9 protein-coding genes and 1 CRISPR repeat array are annotated in these 13,587 nt (G+C 33.3%); of the genes, 3 read left to right on the forward strand and 6 right to left on the reverse strand.

The genetic code is table 11. From position 1 onward, the window contains the following. The first annotated feature begins 59 nt into the window (after window positions 1-59). Complete coding sequence (gene cfbD, locus METIG_RS08670; RefSeq protein ID WP_013799844.1) at window positions 60-1,127, forward strand: Ni-sirohydrochlorin a,c-diamide reductive cyclase catalytic subunit; 1,068 nt, start codon at window positions 60-62, stop codon at window positions 1,125-1,127. Between the two features lie 137 nt (window positions 1,128-1,264). Continuing rightward, window positions 1,265-3,535 (forward strand): replication factor C small subunit, encoded by a 2,271-nt coding sequence (locus METIG_RS08675; RefSeq protein ID WP_013799845.1) that lies wholly within the window; start codon window positions 1,265-1,267, stop codon window positions 3,533-3,535. A gap of 380 nt (window positions 3,536-3,915) precedes the next feature. After that, window positions 3,916-4,510: a CRISPR direct-repeat array (repeat unit 31 nt; unit sequence GTTAAAATCAGACCCTTAGGGGGATGGAAAC). A gap of 180 nt (window positions 4,511-4,690) precedes the next feature. Here METIG_RS08675 and METIG_RS08680 read toward each other — a convergent pair. Further along, window positions 4,691-5,899: a flippase gene (locus METIG_RS08680; protein WP_013799846.1), complete on the reverse strand. Its 1,209-nt coding sequence runs from the start codon at window positions 5,897-5,899 to the stop codon at window positions 4,691-4,693. Window positions 5,900-6,285: 386 nt separating this feature from the next. Between METIG_RS08680 and METIG_RS08685 the strand changes: the two genes are divergently transcribed. Further along, window positions 6,286-7,023, forward strand: coding sequence for an RlmE family RNA methyltransferase (locus tag METIG_RS08685; protein WP_013799847.1), 738 nt, complete (start codon window positions 6,286-6,288; stop codon window positions 7,021-7,023). A 26-nt stretch (window positions 7,024-7,049) separates the two neighbouring features. Here METIG_RS08685 and METIG_RS08690 read toward each other — a convergent pair whose 3' ends face one another. The 5 genes from METIG_RS08690 to METIG_RS08710 all read right to left on the reverse strand — a co-directional run bounded on the left by METIG_RS08690 (window position 7,050) and on the right by METIG_RS08710 (window position 13,545). Next, complete coding sequence (locus METIG_RS08690; protein ID WP_013799848.1) at window positions 7,050-8,903, reverse strand: aldehyde ferredoxin oxidoreductase C-terminal domain-containing protein; 1,854 nt, start codon at window positions 8,901-8,903, stop codon at window positions 7,050-7,052. Window positions 8,904-8,919: 16 nt separating this feature from the next. After that, on the reverse strand, window positions 8,920-10,140 hold the full coding sequence (locus METIG_RS08695) for a glycoside hydrolase family 57 protein (protein ID WP_013799849.1): 1,221 nt from the start codon (window positions 10,138-10,140) through the stop codon (window positions 8,920-8,922). A 20-nt stretch (window positions 10,141-10,160) separates the two neighbouring features. Beyond that, on the reverse strand, window positions 10,161-12,026 hold the full coding sequence (locus METIG_RS08700) for a glycoside hydrolase family 15 protein (RefSeq protein ID WP_013799850.1): 1,866 nt from the start codon (window positions 12,024-12,026) through the stop codon (window positions 10,161-10,163). A 10-nt stretch (window positions 12,027-12,036) separates the two neighbouring features. After that, window positions 12,037-12,249: a winged helix-turn-helix domain-containing protein gene (locus tag METIG_RS08705; RefSeq protein ID WP_048055606.1), complete on the reverse strand. Its 213-nt coding sequence runs from the start codon at window positions 12,247-12,249 to the stop codon at window positions 12,037-12,039. Between the two features lie 123 nt (window positions 12,250-12,372). After that, window positions 12,373-13,545, reverse strand: coding sequence for a glycosyltransferase family 4 protein (locus METIG_RS08710; RefSeq protein ID WP_013799852.1), 1,173 nt, complete (start codon window positions 13,543-13,545; stop codon window positions 12,373-12,375). Window positions 13,546-13,587: the final 42 nt, after the last annotated feature.

The following is a 13,587-nucleotide window of genomic DNA, read 5'->3' on the forward strand; positions in this document are numbered from 1 at the left end:
TCAAATATTTATATCTTGTCGCACAATATTCTTAGAATATAAAATTAGGAGTGATACTGATGATACTTCATCCAAGGCCTTCACCAATAGCAGCGGCAATGTATCAACTTAGGGATGTTGGAGTTGATGCTATCATTCTGCACGGGCCGGCAGGATGCTGTTTTAGAACTGCAAGGTTATTGGAATTAGATGGTGTTAGGGTTTTCACAAGTGCAATGGATGAGAATGACTTTATTTTTGGGGCAATGGATAAATTAAGAAGAACTATTGAGGAGGTCATAGAATATTTAAAGGAACATAAAAATGACGGTAATTATATGATTGGTATAGTTGGGACATGTGCAAGTATGATTATTGGAGAGGATATATGGAGTGTTGTTGATGAATATGATGCAACCCTAATTCCAGTTGAAGTTCATAGTGGATTAAACGACAACACCATTGGGGCAATAAATGCTATGGAAAGTTGTTTAAAATTAGGTTTGATTGATGAAAAGGAGTTTGAAAGGCAAAAATATATGCTTAAAAAAGCAACAGAAATAGAAAAAAAGAGAGGTATGGCAAAGAGCAAATATATAAAACCAACTTATGAGGATGATTTAAAGGATGTCATTGAATTATTTAAAAACAACATGAATAAAAACCCAAAAGTTGCATGTGTATTAAATGCAAAAAAAGAAACCGCCTATTTATTCGCACATCCGCTAATTAAGATAAATGAAATATTTAATAACTGCATAAATATAGGAAATTTAGACGAAAACATTGGGTTAAAAAAGATTAGAGAAGATGCAAAAAATATTTTAAGGGAATTTAAAGTTGATTATATAACGGGAGGTTTGGATGAGTATCCAGTAACTGGGGAAAAAGCAGTTGAGATATTAAAGGAGATAAAGCCAGATATTGTTGTAGTTTCTGGAGTTCCCCATGCATTGCCTATTGAGGAGTTAAAAGAAGAAGTCGATTGTATAACTATTGGCGTTAGTGATGGGCCAAGATTGTATTATCCAATTAAGGAATATTATGATTATGCTGTTATTGAGTTAGATGCACATGCGAAGGTTTTAGGAAAGAGAGAGGTTGTTAAATCAAGATTTGGAGAAATTCTGGAATATGCACTAAAATAAATTAAGAGGCCATTGCCAAGCGTTAGCAAGGCAATACATCCCGGATATATCAATAGGGCGGTAGCCCCATGTTTCTGAGAAATTTTGAGATATGCATTTGGAAAATAAATAATAAAAAATAATAAGTGGTGAGATTTATGGAAAAACCATGGGTTGAAAAATACAGGCCAAAAACCTTGGATGAGATCGTTGGGCATGAAGAAATTGTAAAGAGACTTAAAAAATACGTAGAAAAAAAATCCATGCCACATTTGTTATTCAGTGGACCTCCTGGTGTTGGGAAGACAACAGCAGCACTTTGTTTGGCAAGAGACCTATTTGGAGAAAACTGGAGGGATAATTTCTTAGAGTTGAATGCATCAGTGGCAAAGGATACACCAATATTGGTTAAAATTGATGGGGTTATAAAAAGAACAACATTTGAAGAACTGGATAAACTATACTTCAATAATGGAAATATTGAAAAACTGTTTGATGGAGAATATGTAGAAACCAAGAACTTAGAAGTTTTAACAGTGGAAAATAATAAAGTTGTTTGGAAACCAGTTAAATACTTAATAAGGCATAAAGTGGATAAAATCTTAGAGGTTAGATTTGAAGGAGGAAAAATAAAACTAACTGGAAACCATTCTGTGATGGTGTTTAACGAGAATGGGGAATTAACAACAAAGCATGCAAAAGACCTTAAGGTTGGAGATTATATTATATCATTTGTAAGTACATTGGAAGGTAAAAGAAATGAATTAGAATTAAACTCTAAGATAGTAAATACAAAAAGAACTGTAAAGATTGAAAAATTAGAAATGGATGAACTAACTTCATATGTATTGGGACTATATACTGCTGAAGGAGCATTAGGATTTAAAAATAACACATCCGGGCAAATAATATTTACATTTGGATATCCAAAAGAAAAATACTTATTAAATACTGTAAAATCCTGGGCTAAAAATGTTAATATGCCATATTACATAAATCTCACATCTTCAGGATTTAATAGAAATAGATACTCAGCAATACAAATAAGGTTATTAACAACAAAACTTGCAAGAGAGTTTTCAAGGTATTTCTATAAAAATGGAAGAAAAATAGCAAGAAATAAGAGAATTCCAGAATTTATTTATGAATCACAAATTACTTCAAGATTAGCATACTTAAAAGGTTTAGCAGATGGAGATGGTTGTGGAAGTTGGGGGGAAGTTGTTAGAATCTCATCAGTTTCTGAGGATTTATTAGTGGATATAGTCTGGCTATCAAGAATATCAGGAATAGAAAGTTCAATATTTAAAGATGAAGTTAGATTAATATGGAATGGTTCAATGAAATATAAAAAGTCTGACTTATTACCAGCCAAGATGTTTATTAAATTCTTTGAGAAAATAAGTGATAGAATAAAAATAAATTGGAGATACATATTAAGGCATCAACTCTATGAAAATAAAAATAGAGTATCAAAAAATAAAGTTATGACTATTCTAAATAACATAGAAGTTGATAAACTAACAGAAGATGAAAGAAAAATTTATGAAAACCTAAGAAATATTGCATCATCAGATTTACATGTTGTTAGGATAAAAGAAATAAAATTATTGGACTACAATGACTACGTCTATGACATTTCAGTTCCAAACAATGAAATGTTCTTTGCTGGAGAAACACCAATACTACTACACAACTCTGATGAACGAGGGATAGATGTTATTAGGACAAAAGTTAAGGATTTCGCAAGGACAAAGCCAATTGGAGATGCACCATTTAAGATTATATTCTTAGATGAGAGTGATGCTCTAACAAGTGATGCACAAAACGCATTGAGAAGGACGATGGAGAAGTATTCTGATGTTTGTAGATTCATATTGTCCTGTAACTACCCAAGCAAAATTATTCCTCCAATTCAATCAAGATGTGCAATATTTAGGTTTTCTCCATTGAAAAAAGAAGATGTCGTTAAGAAGTTGAAAGAAATTGCCGAAAAAGAAGGTTTGACATTAACTCCTGAAGGAATTGAGGCGATTATTTACGTCTCTGAAGGAGATATGAGAAAGGCAATAAATGTTCTTCAAACAGCGGCAAGTGTCTCAAAGGAAATTAATGATGAAGTTGTTTATAAAGTCTCTTCAAGGGCAAGACCAGAGGAGATTAAGAAAATGATTGAATTGGCGTTAGAAGGTAAATTTATTGAGGCGAGAGAGTTGCTCTATAAGTTAATGATTGATTGGGGAATGAGTGGGGAGGATGTGATATTACAGATATTTAGGGAAATCCCAAGTTTAAACATAGATGAGAGGAAAAAGGTTGAGTTAGTTGAGGCATTGGGAGAGTGTGATTACAGAATCGTGGAGGGGGCAAACGAAAGGATTCAGTTATGTGCGTTGTTGGCAAAGATGTGCAATATGAGTAAAGAGTGAAGATGTCTTTTATACCCTTCCCTCGCTGAAAATTTTTATTTTTTAATTTAATTGATTTTTAGGGATTATTTTTTAATTTTAAGGATTTTTATCAAATTTCGGAGGGTGCTTTATTTTGAAGAATTTAAATCTTTAATTTTATGGATTTATTGAGATTTTTTGATTTAAAAACCTAATAGATCATATTTCAAATTTTCCCCGATTGATAGAGTTTATTTAACGATTTAAATCGATTTTAAAAAATTATTTCGAATTTAAACGATTTTTAGGGAAGTGCAGAGGTATATAAATGAACACTGTTAATACCCCTTCGAAAACTAATGCTTTAAAAAGAAGCAAATAGAAAACTTTATATAGGAAAAAGAGCAAAATATTGCCCTGTTAAAATCAGACCCTTAGGGGGATGGAAACATTACAATTTTACCCACATTATGTTCAATACACCAATTAAGTTAAAATCAGACCCTTAGGGGGATGGAAACTCTAAATCATCGATGTTGTTTATGTGATATGTTTTTAGTTAAAATCAGACCCTTAGGGGGATGGAAACTCTCTACTCAAACCTGCTATTATATATACTTTTGAAAAGTTAAAATCAGACCCTTAGGGGGATGGAAACATCTCTAATGCTCTCATCACATCACCTCACATCTTAGTGTTAAAATCAGACCCTTAGGGGGATGGAAACAAGGATCTTATCAAATAATATATATCTTTTTAATTTCACTCCGTTAAAATCAGACCCTTAGGGGGATGGAAACTAGATTGTATGAGCTTTACGTAAGTGCTAAAATGAAAAACTCTAGTTAAAATCAGACCCTTAGGGGGATGGAAACGCGGGCAAATTGACTCCCCATGCCTCAATTTGTTAATCAAGTTAAAATCAGACCCTTAGGGGGATGGAAATTCAGTTACAATTAAATTACTTCTTTTATATATTTCTGGTTAAAATCAGACCCTTAGGGGAATAGAAATCCTTTTTCAATTTCTATAAGTTTTTTTTAATCCATCTGGTAGAATCAGCCCTTAGGGATGGAAATTTTATTTTTTAATAGAGGCATTGCTGAGCGAAGCGAAGCAATGCATCCCTTTTGATGAAACTTTTTAAAAGTTTCTTTTAAAGGTTTCTTTTAGAGGTTTCATGACTAAATTTGCTCATCTCTTTACCGAAAGAATTGCTTTTATAGTTATTGCTAAAATAACAAAGGATGTTATTAGCGTTGAGATTGCCCCCCCAACAACACCAATCTCCCCAACTAAGATGTAATTGAGCAAAAGGTTCAAAACTATCCCAAATAAGATAATATACAAAGATATCTTAGCATATCCCAACCCTTGCAATGCTGAGGATGAGATTGTGTAGATGCTCATAAATACTGCAGAAACTGAGAGGATTTTTAAACATATTGATGCCTCTGGATTCTTAACATGGAAAAAGAGATGCAAAAGTTCATTTGGAAATGCAAAGCACAAAGCAACAAAAGGTAAAGAAAATATTAAGTTGAGTAAAATTGCCTTTTTTATGTAGTTTATATTCCTTGTCTTGGCAATTCGAGGAAGTAAAGGAATTGCTATAGAAGATGCAAATAAAAAGACGCCTCTTGACAGCAAAGCGGCATAGCCATAAATACCATTGGAATATGCTCCTAACAATGACATAATTACAATACTATCAATATCCCCCATTAACCTATACGATGCTGTGCTTAATGCTATTGGCACTGCGTATGAGATGATTTTTAATTGAAAATTTTTATCAAAGGTACCTTTAAACGCTAATCTTTCAACTGACTTGTTTATAAAATACATTCCAGCAATTCCACCAATGAAATAAGCAGTAGATATAGACAATATAGCCCCAAAAACACCAAATATTATAGCAAAAACTACTGAAAATATTATCTTTGATGTATGTTCAAAAACCCATGTTAATGACAGCTCTTTTATGTGCATGGTACCCTGCAAAATTCCTCTCGACCATGAGATAAACGCAGTAAAAGGTAATGTCAGTGATAACGCATAATACACATGAGTGGGAATATTTGCATAACCTCCCCCCAAAATATACCTCAAAAACAAAATAAAAACTCCCCCAAATAAAGAAAACAACAGCATAATTTTTAGTGTTGGGATGTACTTGGAGAGTGAGAAATAACTATCTTCCGCAATAAATTTTGCCATTGCAGGAGGAATGCCAGAACAAAAAAATATTGTTAATGTGTCCATTATTGGTAATATTCCTCTCAAAACTCCAAAATCTTCTGTTCCCAACAAATACGCCATTAAAAAGAAAAACACATAAGCACAACCTTTTGAATAAATATTGGCCAACAGCATATAAAAACTGTCCTTTTTTAACCCCATCGTCCCACCAAATAATAAAATAATAGCAAAACCCAATAGGTTTTGCCGCATATAGTTTTTTGCGAATTTGCTATTAGTTAATAAATCTAAGAGATTTTCGATTTGAAGTTTTAATAATGGACATTTAGCATATAAAATTTTTTAATGTTAATGCTTAATTGTAAACAACTATTTGCGTTAAAATTATAAATACTATAAATTAAAGAGAATTACACCTTATTTAGAATATTTAGAATTTTATTTAGAATTTTAACTAAAATTGTGGCCTCTTCCAAAATTTGTTGTGGTTGGATGAGTGACAAAATTCTGCAAACGACTATAATGTTAACCAAAGGTTTTTAAACTTCTTTATTCAATTTATATATAAAAAATTGTTTGTGATAATTATGGGAAGAAAGGATAAAAGATGGATTTTACAAAGAAAAAAGGACTTTTATTACAATTTAGCAAAAAAGCAAAAATATCGTTCAAGAGCAACATTTAAGTTGTTTCAATTAAATGAGAAATTTAGATTTATGAAAGAAGGAGACATTGTTGTGGACTTAGGATGCGCCCCTGGAGGTTGGTTACAGGCAGCAAGGGAGATTGTTGGGGATAGAGGTTTTGTAGTTGGTGTTGATTTGCAGAGTGTTAAACCTCTTCCGTATGATAATGTAAAAACAATAAAAGGGGACATGACAAAAGAAGAAACAATACAAAAAATAAGAGAAATCCTCTATCCAGCAAAGCCAACTGTTGTTATAAGTGACGCATCCCCAAACATAAGTGGAGTTTGGGATGTTGACCATGCAAGGTCTATTGAATTAACAACAATAGCATTAAAAATAGCAACCCAACTGCTAAAAGAGAGAGGCAACTTTGTTGTTAAAGTGTTCCAAGGAGACATGTTTATGGATTACGTGTCCCTTGTGGAGAAGTATTTTGAAAAGGTATATCCAACTAAGCCAAGAGCCTCAAGAAAGGAGAGCTCAGAAGTTTATGTTGTAGCAAAGAGATACACTGGGAAACCTTGGGAAGAGGAGGAACCAATTAAAAAAGAAGAAAAAATTGAAGAGCAGATAGGAACAGAAGAACTATTGGCAAAGAAAATAAAAGAAATGAGAAAATTAAAGGCGAATAAATAATTTAATAGTTTTGCAAAATAAACCAGTTAACTTTTTATTCTCCAATCTATTCCAAGAAGTTCGCTATATTTGTCTAATACTCTTTTTATATACTCGTTAAGTTTTCCCTCCCTATCTTTTTCGAATTCTTTTGCCCATTTTTCATTTTCAAACTCATGGGCTCCAATAACTATTAGGTCTTTGACTCTCTCATTTTCCACAAGTGTAGGATAACCCAATTTTTTGTCATATTCACAAATATCTTTAATTAATTCATCAATTGCAGATTTCAAATCAATGTTACTGACCTCTTTTAAAAGTTTTTCAAGAATTGGAGCTACCCATCTTCTTTGGAATCTGCAAATCCCAAGGTTTTCCAGGGCAATTTCCTCAAAAATCCTCTCAACACTACGCTCAGCAAGCTCTTCTGGTTCTAAGAATATTCCTGACTCGTAATAAGTTAGATACTTGCCCTGTATAAGATATGGCATAAAGTTTCCAATTGCCCAGTACATGGTTGGGGATATTTCCCCATTTTCTCCAAATGGGACATAAACAGCATAATCGTTGAATTTTTTGTCCTTTATCCTATCCTTAAATTTCTCATTAAATATTTTAGATGCCTTTCTTTTTCCAAGAGATAAAATTTTTCCAATCTCGTTTTTATTATATGCTACGATATTAGCTAATTTTACAGCCTGCTCTGCATTATGATTTGAGTTTTTTAATATTTCCTCATCATCTTTAAACTTATTTATATCAAAAATTGGCTTTTCTATACCAACCTCCTCTGGTTTTAACAAACCAACATCTAAAAGTTCAAAGGCCCATGAGCAAAGATTTCCAAACTCTATGGCGTCAAATCCTAAGGAGTCCACTGTATGAACAACCTTATCTGCAGCATAGATGTCAAATACTCCAATCAAAGGCCCATTAGACTCATAAGGTTCATAATCCGCCTTTAAACCCCTTCTATACTTTTTGCATAGGACTGGACATGGTTCTCCACAATTAGTCCATTTCCTTGGTTCTATCGATTCTTTGTTGAATCTATTTACGATGAATTCCAGTATTTTTCTAAGGAACATAACCCTATCTTCTCTGCTTATATATGGTGTTCTCCAATTGAATATCGGCACTAAGTCCCTTATTATATAGTAGTTGTTTCCAAGTGTTCCCCCTGTTTTTGTTTCTTCATGATATCTGTATTTTTTTGTATTTTCAAGTATAACTTTTGAATATGGTTTTTTGTAGTGTTCCTCAACAATGTGCTTTAAACATTTCTCTTTTTTTGTTTTTCCATAGAATACAACACCCAATATATTATGTGCCCTATAAAGAACGGAACCTCCCCCTCCTCTCGCTGCCCAATCCTCTGAACCCTCTACGAATTTACCATTTCTTACAGTTTGGGAGAATATTGCCCCCATATTTGTTTTAATGGCTGCAGGGCCTACAACAAATGCCCTAAAATTCTTTTCATTGAATAACTCCAATACGTACCCACTTAATTCATATACTCTATTGAAATTTTCCTTAACTTCTAAAAAATCTACTTTTAAGGAATCTTCTTCTCCATCCAATATCAACAAACTTGGATTTTCACATCTTCCTATTATAGCAACGTTCTTTAAGCCGGTATTCTTAAAAACGTATCCTGCTCCTCCCATGGCAGAGAAGTGGAACCCATCCCAAAGTGGGGATCTAAATGAAAATATTAACCTATACCCCCCAACAATTGGCAACACTCCTCTACCAAAGCAGAATACATTTCTCTCATCATATACATCATATTTCCATGTCTCAAACTTTTTATGCCAATATATTCCCCAATTTAATGGTAGGAACTCTTTTTCAATAATCTTGTATTTTTTGTTGGATGCATCTATTAAAACGTTCATAATGCCCCCTCCCGCATTAAGGAAGAAAAGTATAGCCGTTCAATTTTTGATTTGTAACGATATAACTTTCAAAATCATATAGGATATTTAGATAGGATGCATATGCATCAAATGGGGTCTCAAAGTGGCTAAAGTAGGAATGCACATCCATATCACTGAGACCTTTTGTGCACATGTAGTAGAAATTGTCACTGGTTTGTAGAATTTTGTATATTTTGTATACATCTTCGTAGTTTTTTATGGATTCTTTATGTTCTTTTATGTATTTTCCAATTTCTTTTAATTTTTCAAATGAAATCTTCTGCATTCTATTTCCAAGCCATGCACTTACATTCCTTTCAGTATCTGCCCAAGAAATTGTTGAAAACTCAAAAACATCAATTTTTCCCCTTGTCTTACATTTTTTTAGTATTTCTGATGGCGTTGCAAACTGCAAATGCTCATACTTCTCAATTTCTTGGGGAAGATGTTTTAGAAATTCAAATATACCTGTTTCTCTCCATTGGTGTTCTCCAAAGGTCTCATAGTCCATGTAAATGTTTATACAATCTCCTGGAGTTTTTGAAAGCCATAACGCATATTTATCTGCTGTTAGTGGATATTCTTCCCAATTTTGACAAGAAAATCTAAATCCAATATCGTCACTTAACCTATAATTTCTTAGTAGGACTTTTAGCCCACAAAGGGCCTCATAAACATAATTTGGCGACCTCCACTCAAGAACTTTCTCAGTACCTTCTGTGAATATACCTTCAAAACCCAATTTTTTGATGGTTTCTGCTATTTTGTTATGATAGATTAGCTCTGTGTTCCTAAATACCTTTGGCTTGTATCCAAAAACTTCTTTAATGATTTTTTGGTGTAGTTTTATCTCTTCTACAAATTCTTCATGGTTTTCAAAAAGACTTGAGAGAGAGTGGTAATACGTCTCACATATCAGTTCTACATTTCCCGTTTTTACCAAATCTTTGAAAAGGTCTAAAACATCATCATTAAATGCCATAGCCTGCTCTAAAAACACACCAGTTATGCTGTATGATATCTTGAAGTCATAATTGTCTATCAAATCCAATATTATTCTATTTGCTGGTATGTAGCATTTATTAGCAACTCTATTGAAGATCTCTCTGTTTAATTCATCATCAACATATCTCTCCCACAAATTTTCGCTATCTTTTTTTATATATTTTCTTAACCTGCGAGGTTGATGGACTTCAAAGTTAAAAGAAATTAGCATGGTATCACTTTTTGTTTAATTTAGGGTATTAGGATGTCGTAATCACCATGAATAGCGATTATAACCATGGCATGTGACCAGCCAAGGGGAATTGCAGATATTGGAATTCCCAAATCTTTATGGACTTGTTCTGGAAACATACCATTGAATTGATGTTTTAGAATCCATTTAAGCAAGTTGTAACATTTTTTATTGTAATTATCAATTATGGACTCTTGGAATTTTCCTTTTTTTGATAATGTATCAACTAACTTTTTATAATACATATAGAGCCATAGGGTTGTTATTATCCAAGGATTTCCTCCAAAGTATATGTCCTCTGGATATCTACCAACACCACCAACTTTGTAGTTGAAGGCTTTTTCAATCTGATTTGCAGTTGATATTATTCTTGGGTCATCGACTGACACAAGTCCATAGGGGAAACTTAACCCTAAAATACTCGTATCTATGGTTTTATCTAATGGTTTTAATGATTTTGCAAACCTCTTCTCATTTTTTAAGTAGAGTCTATTTACCACTTCATTTTTAAGGAAGTTCATGCTTTTTTTCCAATGCTGTATTTCTTCTTCTTTGTCAAGTTCTTTTCCAATTAAATAACCTGATTTCAACCCCCCATATATTGCTCCGAGGGTATATGCAAAGACCCCAAACTTTTCTTCCCATAAGTCATAGCAGGGTATTAATTGGTCAGCAGCTCTGCTCAAATAGTCCCCTGCTTTTTTGACCATTTCCCAATTTCTTTTTAAAAAATGTTTGTCTCCAGTTATTCTATAGTGCACAAGAAGTGCCCAAATGGTAGTACCCACCTGATCTATTTGGATGGCTGTGAATCTTGGATACCCCTCCACATAGTAATTTTGAACCCAAGAACCGTCACTGTTTTGTGTTGTCTTGCACCACTCAAAGTATTTCTCACTCATTTCATGCTGCCCACACAAATCCAACGCAACTGCCATATACCCTGCATCCCTACACCAGACATACCTATAATCTGGATGTAAAGAAGGAGAAGCAATTATTCCCCCCTTATAATCGCAGAGAAGTAATAGGGTTAGTAGAGATCTTTTGCATATATCTATGCATTCTTTATATTCTTCCAACTTTAAGATTCCCCACTTATTTACCATGCTATCTACTCTACTTTTCCAGAAATTTCTTGTGAGGTTATATAGGTCTTTGAGGTTGTCTTTTACCATGTGTAGAGTATCCATTAAGTTTAGGGTTTTATTATAATCACCATCATACTTTTCAGGAAGTATGAGTATTGAAAGAGTGTATTTTTGGTTAGGTTTGATTTTGAATTCCCAGCAAAGGGCACTGTCTGTGATTAATCCTGTGGCGGAACTCTGCTCTTTCAGTACTCCATTTTCAATGTCCCTTAAAGCACTACTCTCAGAGTATTTAATCCCACATTGGTAAGAGGATACTTTTTTATTACTGCCAATACAGAAAATATAATTTTTGTCATGTTTAATTAGGCAGTTTTTTTCTTTAACAAATTTTACAGTGCTTTTACTCGGCGTTTCACCTATTCTCAAATTTTCATAAAAAAATAATTTTATGTCCTTTTCTGAATTGGTCTTGTTTATTATAGAAAGTTGTTTAACAATAAGGTTGTGAGATATGGATACACAATCCTTAGAATATATTAAGAAGTCATCATTTTCATAAGTTGTTTTTAATATGTTGGAATCTTTGAGATAGTTCTGACTAACGTCCCAACTATGATCCCAATGCCATTTTATTTTGTTGTTGTAGTATATAGCAAATGATGTATCGAGAATATGTGTTTCGTAACCCAAATGTGGGAAAAATATATATTCTATAGACCCCAAGTCATCAATTTTTGCCAGTAGGTTTCCATTTCCAATAATCCCTGCCATAATATCATCCCTATTTTAAGCGTATAATCCATTTTCCATGATCTTTTATTACATTGATTTTGTCCTCTCTAGCCAACCATCCAATAGCCATAATAACTAAGTTTGTATTATGCCCCTCCCTCCTCAGAATCTTCGTTAAGCTGCTGAGGTTCTTCTCCCCCTCCTCTAAGAGATGATATACTCTTCCAGCAGTTTCTCCTATTTTGGCCCACATGTCTTCCATACTTATCACCACAATTTTATACAGAATTTTAAAAGCTAATAAATCTATCTAATGTTCCAAATATTTAATGTTTCCTATACTTTTAAATTTTTGTATTTAAATTTTTATCTTCTTTTTATTATATTATTCTGTCATCTCTATTACCTTTTTGTATACATTAACAGTCTCTTTTGCAATGACATCCCAACTGTATTTTGCATATACATCACGTTTTGCATTCTTTGTTATGTATTCTCTAAACTCCCAATCTGAGAGAACTCTATCGACCCCCCATGCAATTGAATCAGGATTTTGGGGATATGTCCAAACACCATTGTAATCATGCTGGACTATTTCGCTTAGTCCCCCCACGCTACTTACAACTACTGGAGTTCCTGCAGCCATTGCTTCAAGTGCTACGATTCCAAACGGTTCATAAACAGAGGGAATAACACATACATCAGATGACTTATAGAGTTTTTTCAGCGTATTTCCATTTATAAACCCTAAAAAAATCACTCTATCTCTACAACCTAATTGAAATGCCAAATTTTCCAAATACTCTCTCATATCCCCAGATCCAGCAATTACTAACTTTGAGTTTGGATATTTGCTCAGTATTTTTGGGAATGCCCTTATCAGATATTCAACCCCCTTTTGATAAACTAACCTCCCAACATAAAGTATCATGTTTTCGTGTGGCTGAACCCCAATATGCATTCTGAAGTTATTTATCTCGTCTTCATCCATTTGAATGTCAAATTCCCAAGGATTTATTCCATTGTATATCACATTAACTTTATCGTGTGGAGTGTTAAAGATGCTACATATTTCATTTTTTATTGAATTGCTAACTGTTATTATAGCGTGAGATTCGTAAGTGCTCCACCATTCTATGTCGTTGATAGTTCTTGAATCTTCAGAATGAATTCCTCCACATCTCCCCCTCTCTGTGCTATGAATAGATTGCACGTAAGGTTTGTTTGCTACATGTTTTGCATTTATACCTACAAATGCTGTCATCCAGTCATGACAATGGATTACATCATAGTTGTCAATTCCTAAGATGCCTAATTTTTTTTCCATGAAATTTGCCATAATTGTAGCCCATATTAAAAAATAACTGTGCTTAATTGGTTTAACTCTATGCACATTAACACCATTGATATTTTCATAGTCGGGTAAGTCATAACCTACAGTTATAACATCAACATGGTGTCCTTGCCTAACTAAAGCTTCTGCAAGGCCTTTACAATGTATCGATAACCCCCCCACTATTACAGGAGGATATTCCCATGTAATCATAGCAATTCTCATACTCTCAACGCTCTCGCTAAGTTTTTGTTTTTGTATTTTTTG

Origin of the sequence: Methanotorris igneus Kol 5 (assembly GCF_000214415.1) — an archaeon.
GTDB lineage: Archaea > AGJL01 > Methanococci > Methanococcales > Methanococcaceae > Methanotorris > Methanotorris igneus.